The organism is Ochrobactrum chromiisoli, assembly GCF_026241335.1.
GTDB classification, from domain to species: Bacteria; Pseudomonadota; Alphaproteobacteria; order Rhizobiales; family Rhizobiaceae; genus Brucella; species Brucella chromiisoli.
The window spans coordinates 102,550-119,695 of the sequence record NZ_JAPHAV010000009.1 but is presented as its reverse complement, the minus strand read 5'-3'; the positions used below and the strand labels follow the sequence as shown (position 1 = coordinate 119,695).

Sequence of the window (17,146 nt, the reverse complement as noted above, 5' to 3'; positions counted from 1 at the left end):
CATGAACCGCCTTAAGACCCGCATTGGCCGGTTAACCCTTAAAAACCCGATTATAGCGGCTGCGGGTGAACACATGATCGATGTCGATGGTATACGCTCGGCAATACTGAGTGGTGCCGGCGCAGTTGTGGGCAAATCCACAAATGAATCGCAAGCGGCAAAAGAACAGCTGACCCGCGCCGAGTATGTTGCACTTGGGGCGGATTGGCACCCCGTACCATGGCGTGCCGATGCACCACCGGCAACCATTCTTTCGCGCTCGGGTCTTCATCCACTGGGGTTTAGCGACTGGCTGGCACAATCGATCGAAATGGATCAGCTGGCGCGTCAGCATGATTGTCTTTATGTCGCGTCGCTTATTCTGGCCCAGCCAGAGCCAGCAGTGACGATGGCAAAAGCCATTCAGTCTGCGGGTTTTAAGGTTCTGGAATTTAATATAGGCACGCCCTATGCCAGTCAGGCTGCAAAAGATGCTGTTTCTACAGAGTTTTCGCCTGAACGCGTGGGCGTACTGACAGCGATGATGGTGCAGGCACTTGATATTCCTGTTTGGATCAAGATCACAGGTCAAAGCGAGCGCGTGCCAGAACTTGCTCAGGCAGCCTTTGCAGCAGGCGCAGAAAGCGTTGTCATGGCTGGGCGCGCGCTTGGGATGGTTCCCGATCTGGACACGATGGCACCCATGTTGAGCACCAGTGGTGGCATTGGAGGTTTTTGGAATCTGCCACTCACCTGTCACTGGTTGGCTAATACACGCGCTCTGATGGGCCCATCATCATCACTGATCGGCATTAACGGCGCAACAAGTGGTCATGACGCCGCGCGCATGGTGCTGGCGGGCGCTTCAGCAGTTGGTTTGTCTTCTGAAGTCATGCTACGCGGCTGGCAGGTTCTGTCCGATGCGGTCAGCGATTTAGACGCCTGGTGCAAAGCCAAAGACGTGACCATTGCGCAGGTCATTGGCCGCGCTGCTGATGCGCGCAAACGATTTGCCGACATGCCGAAACGCGATGAGCATTGGCGTCATTTCATTCCATCGCCTGTGCATGAAACAGGTAGCGTATCACAAGACGCATAACTTCACGCATCTCACAATGATGAACCGCATCACAGGAATAAGCAAAGGGGAAATATATGAACCTGCGCGAACGCATTAAAGCCGGAGAGCTGCTGGTTGGCCCGTTCCAGAAAACACCAAGCCCTCAGATTACCGAATTGCTTGGGTTGGGTGGCATGGATTTTATTGTCGCAGATCAGGAACATGCACCAATTGGGATCGAAGTGCTCGACCTGATCGCAATGGCTGGGCGCGCGGTCGGGTTGCCTGTCATGATCCGGGCATCTCTTGCCGCGCCCGCCGCCATATGGCCTGCGCTTGATCTGGGCTGTAGCGGCGTTATGGTTCCACATATTCGCAGCGCATCCGATGCAAATGCAGTCGCTGACGCGATGAAATATGCGCGCGGACGTGGGTTTTCCCCGTCTGGCCGCGCAGGCGAATATGGCCGCATGCATGCGTCCGATTACCGTGCGTCATCCGATTCTCAGACTGTTTTTCTGGCCCAGATTGAGGATGCCTGCGCGCTTGATGCGCTTGATGAAATCGCAGCGCTACCCGAGGTGGACGTGCTGTTCATCGGGCCGCAGGATTTATCCCTCTCGCTTGGCTGTGCAGCCGATGCACCTGAAATGCACAAAGCCATTGATCAGGTTATCGCAGCCGCAAAACGTCATGGAAAAGCATCTGGCCTTTTCGTTCCCGATGCCAACCCTATTCGTCTCCTGCATCAACGCGGCATGACCGTTTTTGTCTGTGGCTCCGATCAGGGCCTGCTTCGCAACGGAGCAAGCCAGCTGATGAGCGCAGTCCACAATATCAAGGAGTAATAAATATGAATATCCATCAGATCGACTGGTCTAAAATCGAGTGGAAAACGATCCGCGCCGGTGTGGAACAGAAAGCCTTTTCGGGCAATGGAGCAACTTTGGCGCTGCACCGCTTGCAGCCAGGCCACGAGCCTAAGCCCCATAAACACCCGAACGAACAGATCGCATACATCGTTTCGGGCACCGCTGATTTTCACATCGGTGAGTCCGTCACCCGAATGGGGCCCGGCGGCATTGTCGTCATCCCACCAGATATAATGCATCATGCCGTTGTCGTCGGTGACGAAGAGGTCATCAATATTGATGTTTTCACCCCGGCTCGACCGGAATACGCACCTCTGCCTGAAATCTGAAACGAAATCACATCCCAGAAGATGCAGCCTTATACGGCTGCATGATCTGCTTTATGTCTGGAGACAAAAAATGACGCAGAACCCTGTTCATCGATGGAAAAATGGACTGCTGGTTCCGGTTCATGCTGCTGACCAGGCATTTATTGGATGGTCGCGTATCTCGGCTTAGAGTGTGTCGCGCTTAATCATACCCAATACGCTTGCTCTATCTTCTTATTTTACGCATAGCCGTCTCGGATCGTAGCGGGAATAGAAATCAGTCCGGTGGACTGATTTCCCCGCGAAGGAGCTTCCCACTTTTCCGCGACATGCTTTAAGCTTCCAGGCACATTGCCACGCCCATGCCACCACCAATGCAAAGAGTGGCAAGCCCTTTTCGGGCCTTTCTGCGCTTCATCTCATGAACGAGGCTGACAAGGATACGAGCGCCGGATGCGCCAATGGGATGACCGATGGCAATTGCGCCCCCATTCACGTTCACTCGATCTATGTCCCAACCCATTTGCTCATTAACGGCACATGCCTGAGCCGCAAAAGCCTCATTTGCTTCTATCAGATCAAGTTCAACGGCATCCCATCCCGCTTTGGCCAGTGCTTTTCGCGATGCCGGAACTGGTCCGATACCCATCAATTCGGGATCGACGCCAGCTGTTGCCCAGGAAACAATACGCGCAAGAACGGGAAGGTCGCGCTGCTCCGCTTCATTGCGCGACATGACCATAAGTGCTGCGGCGCCGTCATTAAGACCGGACGAGTTTCCGGCGGAGACAGTTCCGTCTTTCTCAAAAGCTGGCCGGAGCACCGCCATTTTTTCCGCGCTGGCATCTGACTTGATATATTCGTCGCTATTTATAATGATGGTTCCTTTCCTCGTTTCAATCGAGAAGGGTACAATCTCTGTATCAAATCGCCCTTCAGCCTGAGCTGCCGCAGCCTTCTGTTGAGAACGCAAAGCGAGATCATCCTGTTGCTGGCGCGAAATCCCATACGCCTTTGCAATATTTTCGGCAGTGATGCCCATGTGATAAGAGTTGAAGGCGTCCATCAGACCATCGGACAACATCGTATCAACGAGTGTAACAGCCCCCATCTTCGCTGGTACACGCAAGTGCTGACAATGGACGGAGAGCGACATAGACTCCTGACCACCTGCAATGACAACCTTTGCATCACCCGCCATAATCTGCTGCGCCGCAAGCGCGACTGCCCGTAAACCGGACCCACAAACTTGATTAATACCAAACGCTGTTGTGGTGATTGGTAATCCCGCAAGAATAGTTGCATGCCTCGCCGGATTTTGTCCCTGTCCCGCTGTGAGTACCTGGCCAAGAATGACCTCGTCCACATTTTCGGCAGGCACATTGGTACGTTCCAGCAATGCTTTGATCACAGCAGCACCTAATTGGTGTGCCGGCGTGTTGGCGAAGGAGCCCATAAACCTTCCGACTGCGGTGCGTGCTGCCGCGACAATCACCACATCAGTCATGGCTCACCTCCTGCGCCGAAAGCAGCACGTCGAAGTCGGCCTCTGTCTTCGATCTTATCTCGTCTAGAGAAACACCATCTGCCAGTTCAATGAGGATCAGTTTTGGTGCGTCAGATCGTGCTACGGTGAAAACACCAAGATCCGTGATAATGAGATCAGCCACCCTCTTGCCGGTAAGCGGCAGATTACATTCCTTCAATATCTTTGGTTCGCCTTTTGCTTCATGTTCCATGACCACAACGACACGCTTCACACCGGCAACGAGGTCCATCGCGCCTCCCATACCCTTCACCATTTTGCCGGGGATCATCCAGTTTGCAAGATCGCCACTTTCAGATACTTGCATGGCACCCAGAATTGAGAGATCGATATGGCCGCCGCGGATCATAGCAAAACTGTCAGCAGACGAAAAATAGCTCGTTTTTGGCAATTGGGTGATGGTCTGCTTTCCGGCATTGATGAGGTCTGCATCTTCTTCACCTTCAAATGGAAATGGCCCCATTCCCAACATGCCATTTTCACTTTGCAAAGTGACTTCCACACCGTCTGGAATATAGTTTGCCACAAGAGTCGGAATGCCGATCCCTAGATTGACGTAAAAGCCATCCTTGAGTTCGCGCGCAGCCCGGGCCGCCATTTCATTGCGTGTCCAAGCCATATCAAGCCTCCTCCAGCTTTCTTTCCACTACAGTTCTCTGCTCTATCCGCTTCCCGGCATCGGGGGTGGCAACGATCCTGTGCACAAAAATTCCCGGAGTGTGGATCATATCCGCATCAATATCTCCAACCGGCACAAGATGCTCGACCTCTGCTATTGTAATATGTGCGGCCGTTGCCATCATCGGATTAAAATTTCGCGCCGTCTTCCGATAAAGAAGATTGCCTTCAGCATCGCCCTTCCAGGCGTGAACCAGTGCTACATCCGCAATAAGACCAGTTTCCATCACGTAATCGTCTTTGCCAAAACGGCGCACTTCTTTGCCTTCAGCAATCAGTGTTCCCACACCTGTTTTCGTGTAGAAAGCAGGAATTCCAGCGCCACCTGCGCGAATACGCTCAGCCAGAGTGCCCTGTGGATTGAATTCAAGCTCCAGCACGCCAGACAAAAACTGTTCTGCAAACAACTTATTCTCACCTACGTAAGATGAAATCATCTTACGGATCTGTCTGGTTTCCAGCAAAACGCCCAAACCAAAACCATCAACGCCTGCATTATTGGAAATGACGGTCAGATCTTTGACGCCCGATAACCGTACAGCCTCTATCAGGTTCATCGGAATGCCGCACAATCCAAAGCCTCCAGACATAATTATCATGCCATCGGTGAGCACATCCGCAAGCGCCTGCGTTGCGGTAGAATAAACTTTTCTCATTCTTCCTCCCATATGCCGCCTTGTGGTTCAATGCGGTATCATGAGGATAAATTACGGCTTGTTATTTGTGTTTAGTTAGCCGTATTTATACTGCAGTTCTTCATCTACAAAATTGAGATCCGGACGGTTAAGCGGCATCATGTTTTCCCTGCACGAAATCCCCGTTCCCATGGTCTACGCGACGTTCAGGATTATTCGGGATTGCAACGCGGAGTTCCTGACGCTTTTTGGCTATGCTCGTTCCGAGCTCGTCGATAGAAGCTTCGCACGTCTCTATCCGAAGCATTCAGACTTCGTTCGCACCGGTAAAATGTGGCAAGTGCATATGAGCGGCGGCAATATATATTATGACGAACGAATTATGACAGCCAGCGATGGCAAACGGTTCTGGTGTCAAGTTCATGGACGCACGCGTTGTCCAACCGATCCATTCGCGGAAGCACTTTATTGTTTCCAGCCCATAAGCCGTCCCGTTGCCAGCCAGCGGATACATCTGACAGACCGTCAACGGGAGATTGTCGCCCTCGTGGCTCAGGGCAAGACAAACTTAGAAATCGCAAGCGAATTGGGCATATCCACAAGAACAATTGAGTCGCATCGCGCAAGATTGATTAAATCAGCCGGTGTAAGAAACACTGCCGAGCTTATTGCCCGGTTTAGCAACAGCTGAAGAGGTGGCTTTGCTGGGATGGAATTATCAATGGCCAGAAAACTCTACTTTTAAACGCTATTAATTCCCGAGGGGATTGCCCTTCAGTTCCGTTGAATCAAAGAGGCGAAGCCAGGGCGAGAAATTAATTAGGCACTAAGCCTGGACTCAGAGGGCATTAATCCTTGCGAGCAGTCCTTCAGGCCAAGATGCGGAGAATGATGATGTAAGGTATTTTTCATTTGCATAGGTGCGAAATGCTTCAACATCCGGCTTGGTGATTTCAATGCCTTGGCTCTCAAAGAAATTCAGCAATTCAACCTCTTCTTTCAGATATTCGGCATTGCTCCAGGCAAAGGCTTTATCAGCAGCATTCCGTATCGCAATCTGTTGCTGTTCAGACAGGCTATCGAACAATTTCGCATTAATCATTAAAAGACCAAAACCGACATTGTGCTGCGTCAGTACAATCTGATCTGTGACCTCATAGAATTTCATAATTCGATTGTTCGAAAGCGGGTTGTCTTCTGCATCAATCGCGCCGGACTGCAAAGCGGTATACACCTCCGAATAGGCGACAGGCGTTGGATTTGCCCCGAGCGCTTCTCCAAGAAACTGCCATGCCTCACCGCCAGGCATCCGCAATTTGATACCCTTCATGTCCTCAGGGACTGTAATTTTCCGATTGCCTTTAAGATTGATATTTCGAGTCCCATAATAGGCTGGTGCCAGAATGTGAACTCCCATCTTCTCACGGGCCAACTGCTTGAATTCCGCCCCCACATCGCTGTTGAAAATCTTAGTCATGTGTGCGGCATTCCGAACGAGATAAGCAGCAGTCAGAATGCTGAAGGCGGGAACCTGCTCCGCAAAGTCTGATGGCGGCATCAATGCCATTTCCAAATTGCCTCTTTGCACGGCAACAATCTCAGTTCCCTGTCTGTACAAAGTCCCAGAAAAATATCCTTCAAAGGTAAAATCACCACTGATTTCCTTGGCGAATATCTCTTGCAGCGCTCGCGAGCGAGGTGCATCAGCTGTCGTGGAGTCTGCAAATCTGAGTTTAATAGCGTTCGCGCGAGCAAACTTTGGTAGAGCGATGACTGCTCCGGTTATTGCAGTCCCTGCCAGCAAGCCGCGACGGGTCAGAAGAGTCATGGTGTAATCCTCTAAACGTTCAAAACAAAACGGTTTTCAGGCAGCCCCTGACCGGCATTTTCGATTGCTAGGAGAGCTCCGGCAAGTGGTTCGCGAGATAGCTGATCTTCACTCAAAAATTTCGATGCCGTTGTTATGTACAGCGTCTTGTAATCTTTACCGCCGAAGCACAGACATGTGGGATTTGTGACAGGAAGCGCAATTACTTTATCAACAACACCCTTTGGCGTGTATCGAACAATCTTGCCGCCCGCGAAGAACGCTGTCCACAAGCACCCATCGGTGTCGAAGCACGCACCGTCTGGACGCTCCCCGGTATGCGAGTAGTCAGCGAAAACACGCTTGTTCGTAACCTCTCCATCAATGGGATCAAGGTCATAGACCCACGATATGTGGCGTCGTGTGTCGGTAAAATGAAGACGTCTACAATCTGGAGAAACAGCAATGCCGTTGCTCACGATTACGTCCTCAGCGATTTTCGCAAAACTTCCATCATGCATTATGCGATATAGAGCACCATTAGGGCGATGGAGCTTATTATCCATCGTTCCGATCCACAACCGCCCCTGAGGATCAACGCGTCCGTCGTTGAGCCGATTGTCAAGCCCGGCTTCTATCGTTGCAAATGAAGACCAACTTCCGCTTAGGTCGTCATGAAGATAGAGTTTAAGGTCTTTGGCAATAATCCGGCGACCGTCATCACATAATGCCTGCGACCCCAGCCATTCGCAATCCACTGTCGTAGTCAGGTGCTGGTTGGAGCTTGGATCAAACGATTGCAACTTCGGGTTTTCTATATCAATCCAAAGCACACTTTGCCGACGCTCACACCATAACGGTGTTTCACCAAGCCGATCACTTGACCGCACCGCAATATCGATTTTTGGTTGTGGGCAATGAGAATTCATTCGATATTCTTGCTTAATCGATGCTTCTTAAGTGGGCTAGTTCCGCGCAGAGCCCAGATGGCTGATAGATGTGACGGCGGCACGATAGCCCTGCACACCTAAACCCGCGATCACGGCGGTCGCTATTTTGGACATCAGCGAATTATGATAAACCGCTTCGCGACGATGTACGTTGGAAATGTGCAGCTCGATGATTGGCCCGTCGAACATCTTTAACGCATCCATGATGGCAACCGAACTGAAAGTGAAGGCTGCGGGGTTGATAATAATCCCATCGGCTTTTTCATCAATGGCTTCATGGATCCAGTCAATCAGTTCATATTCGCGGTTGGACTGGTGGAAAATAATCTCATCACTTCCAGCAGCTTCTTTGCAGATTGTTTCAACCTGCGCCAATGTTGTGTGACCGTAAATATGCGGCTCACGCGTACCAAGCCGATTAAGATTAGGGCCATTCAGTACATAGATTTTCTTAGTCATTTCATTCACCTGTTAGCCTGTGTAGCCGAAATAGCGCGGCACGCAGAGGACGATACTTGGAAAAATGGTTATGAGTGCAAGCGCTGCAAGCAAACCGAGGATAAACGGCGTGCCATCTCGGAGAAGGTCGCTCATCGACGCGCCTGAAATGCGTTTCACAACGAAGAGAAGCAGACCATAAGGCGGGGTTACCAAACCAATCATTACATTGAACACCACCACGACACCAAAATGGATCAGGTCGATACCGAGTGTGCTGGCCGTCGGGATAAGGACCGGCACGACGATAAGAATGATCGTGGCTCCTTCGAGAACAGCACCAAGCAGCAAAAGCAGCACATTCACGATCAGAAGGAAGGTCAGAGGCGTTAAGTCGAAGCTGAGCAGAAACTGACTGATGGAATTTGGGACGTTTTCGATGGTGACAATGTAATTGAAAACCAAAGCCGCGGCGATCAGCATGCCGATGGATGTTGTCGTGCGCGCAGCCGCCACCAGCGAACTATAAAACTCGCGTAAGCCAACATCACGATAAATGAACATTGAGACGAAAAGCGCATATCCCGCAGCAACGGCAGCCGCTTCCGTCGGAGTCATTACGCCACCACGCAAGCCAACAATCAAAACAACAGGGAGCATCAGTGCAGGGAGGGCTCGAAAGGTAATTTTGGGAAGTTCACGTAAAGGCACCGCTTCCTCTACAGGAAAGTTTTTTACGCGCGCCGTCCAGGACACAATGATCATTTGACTGACAGTGATCAACAGTCCGGGCAGAATGCCAGCCAGAAAGAGAAAGCCAATCGAAGCGTTTGAAACAAGGGCGTAGATGACCATCGGGATTGATGGAGGCAAGATAGGAGCCACCACAGCAGTTACAGCCGTCAGTGCCGCAGAATAACTGGCCGTGTATTTGCCGTTATGGGTCATCATTTTGAGCATCATTTTGCCCATGCCGGCAGCATCAGCGATTGCCGAACCCGACATACCTGCAAACAGAAGGCTCTGAAGCACATTAACCTGAGCCAGCCCGCCCCGGAACCGGCCAACCAATGCATTTGCGAAATTCATAATCCGGATGGTCATCGAACCGGAATTCATGAGCTCTGCTGCCAGAATGAACAATGGAACGGCAAGCATCGTATAGCTTGTGTACATGCTGTTGAGCAGTTGTTCCGCAGCCGTGCCAATATCCAAGCCTGCGAGAAGCAGATACAGGATCGAAGCAAGGATCATTGAATGCCCGACAGGCAAACCCAACAGTGCCAGTGTAACCAGCAGCACAATACACGCCGTAAACGGATCAATGAAACTCATGATACAGGCCCCGACACGTCTTCCGGCTTGAGGGCCGCGCGATCAAAGATTGCGTGCCAAAGTATCCACATGTATCGGCAGACAACAGCAAGAAGAAAAATGATGTAAATCGAAAAGACGATATCGAAGCGGATTTTTAGATAAGCTGTCGACTGGATTTTCATAAATGTGACGTAATCCCAGCTTGCGCGCAGGGAGTACAAGTAAAGGCCGATCAATATCAGTGAACTGATAATCACCATTATGCGCCGCACGCCGCGCGTAACCGACGCGTAAATCAGGTCAAAACGGATCTCTTCGTCTTCACGCACAACAAATGCAGCCCCCCAAAGCACAATCCAGAGCCACATGATGACGGTAAGCTCGGACGACCAGCCCGTAGGCCAGTTTAAGAAGTACCGAAAAACGATTTGAAGGATAAAGGAGAAGAACATAACGGCCAGCATAAGTGCCTGAATGTTTTCAGCCCGTTTCCGGAGCCATTCTCCCATTGCGGAGATTCTCATCGGATTACTCATGTTTGAAAAAAGCGGCGCACAGTGCCACTCTTTTGAGTGGCACCCTTAAAAGAGCGGATCAGAGGGCGTTGATCTTCTCCAGCAAGCCTTGGGGCCAAGACGCGGCCTTGCCCTGATCGACATAGTATTTCTGCGCATGTTCACGGAAAGCGGCCAGATCAGGCTCGTAAATTTCCAGCCCTTGTGCTTTAAATTTTTCGATCAAAGCTGCTTCATTGTTCAGATGTTGCTGATTGCTCCAGGCGATTGCGTTATCGGCTGCCTTCTGGACGCGCGCCTGCTGTTCTGGTGACAATTTCTCCCAAGCTGAAAGCGAAATCGTAAGAACGTCGAAGCCAACCAGATGAGACGTCTGAACAATCTGCTTCATGACTTCATTGAACTTCATGTTTTCAACGTTTGGCAAAGGATTGTCCTGCGCATCAATCGCGCCCGTCTGAAGTGCGGTGTAAGTCTCGGCATAGGCGACGGGTGTAGGGTTGGCGCCAAGAGAGCTTCCGAGGAATTGCCACGCATCACCGCCCGGCATTCTAAGACGAACGCCTGCGAGATCAGCAGGCGTATTGATCTTTTTATCCGTCCGCATCCCGACGTGCCGTGCACCAAAATAGGTCGGTCCTAAAACGCGGATTTTCAGTTTATCTTCCGCGAGCTTCTTCAGCTTCTCGCCTTCCTCGCTCTGGAAGAAAGCCGTAAGATGGTGAGCGTCCCGGAACAGATAAGCAGAGGTTAGAATGGACCATTCTGGAAGTTGCTCTGAAATATCCTGAGGTGCGATGTTGCCCATCTCAAGATTGCCGCGCTGCAATGCAACCAGTTCGGTGCCCTGACGGAAGAGCGTCGCGCCATAGTAACCGTCATATTTGAAATCACTGCCCAACTCTTCAGCAAAGCGCTTCATCATTTCTGCGCGAATATCTTGTTGAGAGAAAACAGCAGAAAAACGCAGCGTCGTTTCCTCGGCGCGTGCGGCATTGGATAGACCTACAATGAGCAGTGCGGCGGTGGTCGCTGCAAGAAACGCGCGTCTGGATATAGAATACATTTCAGTCTCCTCCCGAAGTGTGCGATGGCTCCTCAACCATGTTCCCGTATAATTTTTGACACATGGGATAATGCGGATCAATAGATAAAATGAAAATCGTATGATATTATTTGTTATGTCATTTATTCGACGACCTTGCAGTTGGCCAAACCTTTGAATTAAATGCAAGGGTAACCGGAGCTCCAATCTTGCACGCCCCTTCGAAAAGCATCACAGCAGGCGATAGCGCCTACGAACTGATTAAGTCCGATATTATATTCGGGCGGCTCAAGCCCGGACAAAGGCTTAAGCTCGACGAGATAAAATCAACTTATGACGTGAGCGTCAGCACGATCCGCGAGATTCTCTATCGTTTGAACGCGGAAAGTCTGGTGATTGCAGAAGGACAGCGCGGGTTTACCGTTGCCCCGGTCACCCAGAAAAATTTTCGCGATATTGCGTCAATGCGGATTTTTATTGAGGGCTATGCGCTCACCAAGGCGTTTGAGCGGGGTGATGTGGAGTGGGAAGCCGAGGTCGTTGCCGCGCACCATCGTCTCTCCCGGCTTGAAGAGCAAATCATAACGGGTGATCGTTCGAACCCCCAGGCCTGGAAGAATTACGATCGCGCATTTCACCACGCACTGGTGTCCGCTTGCGGATCTCAAACGCTGCTGCAAACGCATGCGCGAATCTTCGATCAGTATCTACGCTATCAGATTGCGGCTGTTATCTTTCGAGGTCGCATTGCAGCAGACGAACACCGGCAACTCTTGCAATGTGCGCTGGACCGCGATCATTTGAAGGCTATCAGCATTCTTTCGACACATATTCATTCCTGCGTCGATCATACTATCGATAACGGCCTTCTCCCCGTCTGATACGAGATGAATAAAAATCCTATGGCAAAACAGAGCACAACCATCGATCATACAGTTCTCCCGCAAACCATCGGCGAGCAGGCCTATCAGCGCATTCGTTCCGACATCATATTCGGTCGATTGAAACCGGGCCAGAAGCTCAAACTCGATGCTTTGCGCGCCGTCTACGACGCCAGTATCAGTACTTTGAGAGAAATTCTTAATCGGCTCGCGTCCGAAGGACTTGTGCTGGCGGAAGGCCAGCGCGGCTTTGATGTTGCGCCCGTTTCGATAGAAAATCTGAAGGAAATCTCAGAGTTGCGGCTTCTTCTTGAAACGCACGCGCTTCAGCAGTCATTTGCAGCCGGCGGCGTAGACTGGGAGGGCACTGTTGTCGCCTGTCATCACAAATTGGCAACCTTGGAACGTCAAATGGCCGATGGCGACAAATCGCAAACTGAAACCTGGAAACGCTACGACTGGGAGTTTCACCAATCTCTTATTTCCGCATGTGGTTCTCAGGTGTTGATGGAAACACATGCAAGTATTTTTGATAAATACCTTCGATATCAAATGATTGCCTTGTCGTTTAGAGGCGAGATTGCCGCGCAGGAGCACCAGGGGCTGCTTGACGCAGCCCTGAGCCGCAATGCTGAGGCGGCAATCACAATTCTGGAGTGCCATGTTAAAGGGGGGCTGGAGCATGCACTCGCAACGGGAACGATAAAATAACAGATAATAGAAGAAATATCTGATAAAACTTAAAACACCATTTGATTTTAGCTTTCTCCATTGTATCGTTAAAGTGATTTTGACGGGGAGGAGTGAGCATGATTAAGCTTGGTTTGATCGGAGACAATATTCTTGCGTCCAGTTCGCCGCGACTGCATCGCTTGGCGGGCGAGATTGTCGGGCTTGAGGTGACATATGACGCGCTCATCCCCAGAGAGCGTAACCAGGATTTCCACGCGCTTTTCGATTGGTGTGCAGGAGAAGGGGGCTATCGTGGGGTGAATATAACGTTCCCCTATAAGGAGATGGTTTTTGAACGTCTCACGGTGAATTGTCCGACCGTACAAGCCTTGGGCGCTTGCAACACCGCCATTTTCGAAGATGGGCTGGCAACAGGCTACAATACTGACTTCTCTGGCTTTCAGACAGCATATCGCAACGCGTTTCCCAATGATGCGCCGGGACATGTTGCAATGGCTGGTGCAGGCGGGGTTGGGAAGGCGATCGCTTTCGGCCTTGCCACTCTCGGCGCTAAAAGCATTCGCATTTTTGACCCTGCCCTTGAACGTGCGGAACAGCTTGTCTCTGCAATCAAAAGAACTTTCCCTGACATACAGGCGCTTGCGGTCAAGACTATCGAGAGCGCTTGCGCAAATGCTGATGGCTTGGTGAACTCCACGCCTCTTGGCATGGTTGGCTACCCCGGTTCAGCATTTCCGACGCATCTTCTGGCTAAAAGACGCTGGGTCTTTGATGCGGTCTACACTCCCGTTGACACCCAGTTTCTAACGGAAGCCACGCTTTCAGGAGCGACCTGCATTTCCGGCTATGAGCTGTTTTTTCATCAAGGTGTGGACGCGTTTAACCTCTTTGCCGGACAAGACATTGATAAGAAACTGCTTCGTGCGCAGTTAAAGCACGCCCCGAAAAGCAACGGCCGCCTTTGCGGAGAAATCAGCCCACCAGACTGATTTCTATTCCTGCTACGATCCGAGAACGATATGCGTAAAAACAAGAAGATAGAGTGAGCGTATTAGGTATCATTCAGCGCGACACGCTCTTGAGGCTCTACATCGAGCCGTGGCAGCGAGAATTTTTGGAAAAATCTCAGATGTGATTTCACGGCGCTGACTGCCGATCCCATCACGGCACCGTCTATGATCTTTTTTATTTCGGCATGCCTGCGGGGCGAAGATAACGGCGCAGTGCAGCTATTCTGAAGATAGCGTTCGCTGCGCCATATCCAGCATAACCGCTGCGTTGAACGATCTCGAAGAAAAAGCCTTGTTCGTCATTTGGGCTGTAGAGCTGAAAATATTCGCCCCCATCATCGCGATCATACAGCAAATTGGCTGCCTTTAATCGATCGGTAAATGCTGGCTCCAGGCCAAAACGCGCTTCAAGATCGTCATAATAGTTGGGGGAGATTTCGAGCATTGGAAAGCCGTTTTCGCGAAGTGCGGCGGCTGTCGCAAATATATCATCTGTCGCGAATGCCAGATGCTGTATGCCGGAACCAAACGTTTCAGCAATAAAGCGTCCTGCCAACGTGCGGTGATTTTCAGCGCCATTGAGCGTAATGCGCAGCGTCCCGCTTGCGTTTTCAATAACCTGACTGCGCACAACCCCTGCTGGATCGACAATATCGACCATCGGTGATTTATGTGCATCCGTGATCGACGTATAAAATAAAAGCCACGTCAAAAGTTCATCGAACTTCATTGTCTGCGCAATATGGTCGATATGCGTGAGACCGATCCCGCCGGTATCACCTGAATTTGCAACATGCTCGAATTCAATATCGAAAATACGGCCGAGATCAGTTTTCTCATCAAGAAAATAAATCAATCCGCCGCCAACGCCACGGATCGCAGGCTTGCCGATTTCTCCCGGATCAAGCGGTTGCTCAAAGGGTTCCGCGCCCAATGCAACGGCTCGTTCCAGCGCCGCGGCAGCATCATCCACGCTCAGTCCAATCGCGTAGGCTGTTGGTCCATGCATCGCGTAAGCCGTGCTTGCAAAGCCGCGAATATCCGTGTTGATAACGAGATATATCGCACCCTGACGATAGACGCGTACATCTTTGGTCCGGTGCTTTCCGACAAGGGCAAAGCCCAAAGTGGAAAAGACCTGGCCAAGTCTCTTCCCATTCTCTGCGTTGGCAGCAAACTCGATGAACCCAACACGATCCACTTTTGCTCGCTCCGGCATTTCAGAGACCGTTAAATGGCTTGCGGCCTCAATGCGCTTCACCTGATCACCGAGATAGATAAGTGATCTATGCCCATCTTCGGCAATCGAAGCAGGCAAGCCACCTCGAAACTGATCGTTGAAAATTTCGAGGGAAAAATAGCCGTCATAGCCTGTCGCGGCGACTGCACGCATGAAGTCCAGAACCGGCAGGTCGCCTTCTCCGGGCATGTTGCGATAGTGGCGGCTCCAATAAAGCAGATCCATGTCAATCAGCGGCGCATCGGCCATTTGAACAATGAAGAGCTTATCCTTGGGGATTGAGCGGATCGAATTTACATCGATTTTGCGCGCCAGCGTATGAAAACTGTCGAGAATAAGTCCAACATTTTGATGATCAGCACGCCGCACAATTTCCCATGCATCGCGGTGGTCATGAATATGTCGTCCCCATGCAAGCGCTTCGTATCCCACACGCAGGCCCCGCTTTGCTGCTCTTTCGCCAAGCGCATGAAAATCGTCAGCAGCCCTGTCGATGCCACCAAGAGCCGCAGGGGATACATTTGAACACACGAGAATAAGATCTGTGCCCAGCTCCTGCATCAAATCGAACTTGCGTTCTGCCCGGTCGAAAGTTCGGCTGCGCAAGGGCTCCGGCATACCCTCGAAATCACGAAAAGGCTGAAAAAGCGTAATGTCCAGCCCAAGGTCTCGCGCCATGCGGCCCACTTGCTGTGGGCTCTCATCAAAAGTGAGAAAATCATTCTCGAATATCTCGACACCATCAAAGCCAGCCTTCGCAATGGCCTCAAGTTTCTGTTGCAGATCTCCACTAATGGAAACGGTCGCTATCGACGTTTTCATGACATGCGCTCCTGATTGAGGCTGTGCTGATACGTGTTTTGCAGATTGAATCGGCTTAACGCGGAACCGGGTCTTAAATCGCAAAAATAGCTGCTGGATTGCTATTCTGTGTTCAGGTTATCAGCGTAATGCATGTCGATGATAATATCGCATACCAAATGTGCCGCCTTGCATAACATGATGTTAATTTTTGAGGCTGTTCAATCAATATCTGCGAATGAACTGACAGCATTCATTTCTGTACGAAGCAGCTGCACAAAATGATCGGCATAAACGGAGAGGGGGATATCGTTGCGATAAGCGATATAGGTATTAAAGTTGTTTTCAGCATCAATTGGAATGCTTTTGAGGCCCCTTACGACCGCATGTGCCACCGTAAACTCGTCAATGATCGCGATGCCCAATCCGGCCGCAACAAGGCTGCACACAGTCGATCCAAATCGCGCTTTGATGTTCATTTTATAATCAAGACCCGCATTGGTGAACATTGCAGCCATGATCGCCCCATAAGGATCTTTTGGATTGATCCCGATGAGTGGATATTGCGACATTTCCAGAGGGGTTATCTTGCTGCGTGATGCAAGAGGGCTATGTTCCGGCACGATGCATAAAAGCCGTCCCGTTGTAAGCGGCTCAAAATGGATAAGAGGGTGATCAAACCGCGATGAAATCGCAACAATTTCGCCGCGTCCCAGGAGAAGATAATCGACAGCTTCCTCAATCTTAAGAATGTCGAGGTCAAGATGAATATCTGGATAACGCTCGCGAAGTTTCGCAACAGTGCGTGGTATCATGACATTGGCAATGCTTGGCACCGATGCCACGCAGAGTTCCTGCGCCTTTCCCTTGCTCAGATCCGTAACAGCTGATTGAAGATCTTCGATTTTCCGGTGAACCGTATCGAGAAGATCAAAGATATTTCTCGCCTGTGGCGTAGGGACATATCGCCCGCCGCGCCGATCAAACAGCCTTACGCCGAGCGAGTCTTCGGAATATTTCATCAGCCTGCTAAGGCCGGGCGCTGATACATTGAGCAGTTTTGCAGCGCCAGCGATTGTGCCTGTCACCATGATCGCGCGGATCACTTCTATCTGGCGGAGCGTCAACATTCAGTCGCCTTTCAAAGAGTTTGTCACAAAAAACTTTGCGAAAGAACCATCGTAACCGCATGTCCAAGACCGCTTTAAGCAGGCTTGGTGAGCGCAAGCGACTAGAGCCCGTTCGCATGAGCGACTTGTCTAAAGAGACTTATCAAATAGCCGGAAAAGGTACAGCCAGATTGAGAACCAAGAAAGTGGAGAGATGGCATGATCTTACAAGAATCGGAAGGGTCGTTGTAAAGAAACACTG

General features: G+C 50.8%; 18 protein-coding genes. 7 read left to right on the top strand and 11 right to left on the bottom strand.

Annotated features, from left to right (window positions below; translation table 11 throughout):
• Position 1: 1 nt before the first annotated feature.
• Genes OPR82_RS16165 through OPR82_RS16155 form a run of 3 tightly spaced genes read left to right on the top strand, consistent with a single transcriptional unit; the run spans position 2 to position 2,240 of the window.
• A complete protein-coding gene (locus OPR82_RS16165; protein ID WP_265985965.1) occupies positions 2–1,078 on the top strand; it encodes a beta/alpha barrel domain-containing protein in 1,077 nt (358 codons plus the stop codon).
• Between the two features lie 56 nt (positions 1,079–1,134).
• The gene (locus OPR82_RS16160) at positions 1,135–1,887 is read left to right on the top strand and encodes an HpcH/HpaI aldolase family protein (RefSeq protein ID WP_265985963.1); all 753 of its coding nucleotides are present in this window, start codon (positions 1,135–1,137) and stop codon (positions 1,885–1,887) included.
• Between the two features lie 5 nt (positions 1,888–1,892).
• Positions 1,893–2,240: a cupin domain-containing protein gene (locus OPR82_RS16155; protein ID WP_265985962.1), complete on the top strand. Its 348-nt coding sequence runs from the start codon at positions 1,893–1,895 to the stop codon at positions 2,238–2,240.
• Between the two features lie 313 nt (positions 2,241–2,553).
• Here the strand turns inward: OPR82_RS16155 and OPR82_RS16150 are convergent, their stop codons facing one another.
• The 3 genes from OPR82_RS16150 to OPR82_RS16140 are packed head-to-tail and all read right to left on the bottom strand — an operon-like array spanning position 2,554 to position 5,099.
• The gene (locus tag OPR82_RS16150) at positions 2,554–3,726 is read right to left on the bottom strand and encodes an acetyl-CoA C-acetyltransferase (protein ID WP_265985961.1); all 1,173 of its coding nucleotides are present in this window, start codon (positions 3,724–3,726) and stop codon (positions 2,554–2,556) included.
• Entirely contained in the window at positions 3,719–4,384 is a 666-nt protein-coding gene (locus OPR82_RS16145) for a CoA transferase subunit B (RefSeq protein ID WP_265985960.1), read from the bottom strand. The genes OPR82_RS16150 and OPR82_RS16145 overlap by 8 nt, the downstream gene beginning before the upstream one ends.
• A 1-nt stretch (position 4,385) precedes the next feature.
• A complete protein-coding gene (locus OPR82_RS16140) occupies positions 4,386–5,099 on the bottom strand; it encodes a CoA transferase subunit A (RefSeq protein WP_265985959.1) in 714 nt (237 codons plus the stop codon).
• Between the two features lie 139 nt (positions 5,100–5,238).
• On the opposite strand from OPR82_RS16140, the gene OPR82_RS16135 reads away from it, so the two are divergent.
• Entirely contained in the window at positions 5,239–5,769 is a 531-nt protein-coding gene (locus OPR82_RS16135; RefSeq protein WP_265985957.1) for a LuxR C-terminal-related transcriptional regulator, read from the top strand.
• Positions 5,770–5,916: 147 nt separating this feature from the next.
• On the opposite strand, the gene dctP (OPR82_RS16130) is transcribed toward OPR82_RS16135, so the two are convergent.
• From dctP (OPR82_RS16130) to dctP (OPR82_RS16105), 6 genes are all read right to left on the bottom strand, one after another.
• On the bottom strand, positions 5,917–6,906 hold the full coding sequence (gene dctP, locus OPR82_RS16130; RefSeq protein WP_265985956.1) for a TRAP transporter substrate-binding protein DctP: 990 nt from the start codon (positions 6,904–6,906) through the stop codon (positions 5,917–5,919).
• 11 nt (positions 6,907–6,917) lie between these two features.
• On the bottom strand, positions 6,918–7,814 hold the full coding sequence (locus tag OPR82_RS16125) for an SMP-30/gluconolactonase/LRE family protein (RefSeq protein ID WP_265985955.1): 897 nt from the start codon (positions 7,812–7,814) through the stop codon (positions 6,918–6,920).
• Between the two features lie 36 nt (positions 7,815–7,850).
• Positions 7,851–8,294: a type II 3-dehydroquinate dehydratase gene (locus tag OPR82_RS16120; protein ID WP_265985954.1), complete on the bottom strand. Its 444-nt coding sequence runs from the start codon at positions 8,292–8,294 to the stop codon at positions 7,851–7,853.
• 12 nt (positions 8,295–8,306) lie between these two features.
• Positions 8,307–9,608 carry a TRAP transporter large permease gene (locus OPR82_RS16115; RefSeq protein ID WP_265985952.1) on the bottom strand — a complete coding sequence of 434 codons (1,302 nt, stop codon included), beginning with the start codon at positions 9,606–9,608 and terminating at the stop codon, positions 8,307–8,309.
• Complete coding sequence (locus tag OPR82_RS16110) at positions 9,605–10,114, bottom strand: TRAP transporter small permease (RefSeq protein ID WP_265985951.1); 510 nt, start codon at positions 10,112–10,114, stop codon at positions 9,605–9,607. Before OPR82_RS16110 ends, OPR82_RS16115 begins: the two co-directional genes overlap by 4 nt.
• Before the next feature lie 70 nt (positions 10,115–10,184).
• A complete protein-coding gene (gene dctP / locus OPR82_RS16105; protein WP_265985949.1) occupies positions 10,185–11,171 on the bottom strand; it encodes a TRAP transporter substrate-binding protein DctP in 987 nt (328 codons plus the stop codon).
• A 188-nt stretch (positions 11,172–11,359) separates the two neighbouring features.
• On the opposite strand from dctP (OPR82_RS16105), the gene OPR82_RS16100 reads away from it, so the two are divergent.
• From OPR82_RS16100 to OPR82_RS16090, 3 genes are all read left to right on the top strand, one after another.
• Entirely contained in the window at positions 11,360–12,031 is a 672-nt protein-coding gene (locus OPR82_RS16100) for a GntR family transcriptional regulator (RefSeq protein ID WP_265985948.1), read from the top strand.
• A gap of 21 nt (positions 12,032–12,052) precedes the next feature.
• Complete coding sequence (locus tag OPR82_RS16095) at positions 12,053–12,742, top strand: GntR family transcriptional regulator (RefSeq protein ID WP_407673268.1); 690 nt, start codon at positions 12,053–12,055, stop codon at positions 12,740–12,742.
• Between the two features lie 98 nt (positions 12,743–12,840).
• The gene (locus OPR82_RS16090; RefSeq protein ID WP_265985947.1) at positions 12,841–13,713 is read left to right on the top strand and encodes a shikimate dehydrogenase family protein; all 873 of its coding nucleotides are present in this window, start codon (positions 12,841–12,843) and stop codon (positions 13,711–13,713) included.
• Between the two features lie 196 nt (positions 13,714–13,909).
• Here OPR82_RS16090 and OPR82_RS16085 read toward each other — a convergent pair whose 3' ends face one another.
• Both OPR82_RS16085 and OPR82_RS16080 read right to left on the bottom strand, forming a co-directional pair.
• Positions 13,910–15,796: a bifunctional sugar phosphate isomerase/epimerase/4-hydroxyphenylpyruvate dioxygenase family protein gene (locus tag OPR82_RS16085; protein WP_265985946.1), complete on the bottom strand. Its 1,887-nt coding sequence runs from the start codon at positions 15,794–15,796 to the stop codon at positions 13,910–13,912.
• Between the two features lie 200 nt (positions 15,797–15,996).
• Positions 15,997–16,905, bottom strand: a complete 909-nt coding sequence (locus OPR82_RS16080) for a LysR family transcriptional regulator (protein ID WP_265985945.1) — start codon at positions 16,903–16,905, stop codon at positions 15,997–15,999.
• Positions 16,906–17,146 lie beyond the last annotated feature (241 nt).

Bases quoted from the DNA above. Each gene is read 5' to 3' on its own strand.
- OPR82_RS16110 (WP_265985951.1), bottom strand. From the start codon at position 10,114: ATGAGAATCTCCGCAATGGGAGAATGGCTCCGGAAACGGGCTGAAAAC.
- dctP (WP_265985949.1), bottom strand. From the start codon at position 11,171: ATGTATTCTATATCCAGACGCGCGTTTCTTGCAGCGACCACCGCCGCA.
- OPR82_RS16155 (WP_265985962.1), top strand. From the start codon at position 1,893: ATGAATATCCATCAGATCGACTGGTCTAAAATCGAGTGGAAAACGATC.
- OPR82_RS16145 (WP_265985960.1), bottom strand. From the start codon at position 4,384: ATGGCTTGGACACGCAATGAAATGGCGGCCCGGGCTGCGCGCGAACTC.
- OPR82_RS16085 (WP_265985946.1), bottom strand. From the start codon at position 15,796: ATGAAAACGTCGATAGCGACCGTTTCCATTAGTGGAGATCTGCAACAG.
- OPR82_RS16125 (WP_265985955.1), bottom strand. From the start codon at position 7,814: ATGAATTCTCATTGCCCACAACCAAAAATCGATATTGCGGTGCGGTCA.
- OPR82_RS16080 (WP_265985945.1), bottom strand. From the start codon at position 16,905: ATGTTGACGCTCCGCCAGATAGAAGTGATCCGCGCGATCATGGTGACA.
- OPR82_RS16160 (WP_265985963.1), top strand. From the start codon at position 1,135: ATGAACCTGCGCGAACGCATTAAAGCCGGAGAGCTGCTGGTTGGCCCG.
- OPR82_RS16165 (WP_265985965.1), top strand. From the start codon at position 2: ATGAACCGCCTTAAGACCCGCATTGGCCGGTTAACCCTTAAAAACCCG.
- OPR82_RS16120 (WP_265985954.1), bottom strand. From the start codon at position 8,294: ATGACTAAGAAAATCTATGTACTGAATGGCCCTAATCTTAATCGGCTT.
- OPR82_RS16115 (WP_265985952.1), bottom strand. From the start codon at position 9,608: ATGAGTTTCATTGATCCGTTTACGGCGTGTATTGTGCTGCTGGTTACA.
- OPR82_RS16140 (WP_265985959.1), bottom strand. From the start codon at position 5,099: ATGAGAAAAGTTTATTCTACCGCAACGCAGGCGCTTGCGGATGTGCTC.
- dctP (WP_265985956.1), bottom strand. From the start codon at position 6,906: ATGACTCTTCTGACCCGTCGCGGCTTGCTGGCAGGGACTGCAATAACC.
- OPR82_RS16090 (WP_265985947.1), top strand. From the start codon at position 12,841: ATGATTAAGCTTGGTTTGATCGGAGACAATATTCTTGCGTCCAGTTCG.
- OPR82_RS16135 (WP_265985957.1), top strand. From the start codon at position 5,239: ATGTTTTCCCTGCACGAAATCCCCGTTCCCATGGTCTACGCGACGTTC.
- OPR82_RS16095 (WP_407673268.1), top strand. From the start codon at position 12,053: ATGGCAAAACAGAGCACAACCATCGATCATACAGTTCTCCCGCAAACC.
- OPR82_RS16150 (WP_265985961.1), bottom strand. From the start codon at position 3,726: ATGACTGATGTGGTGATTGTCGCGGCAGCACGCACCGCAGTCGGAAGG.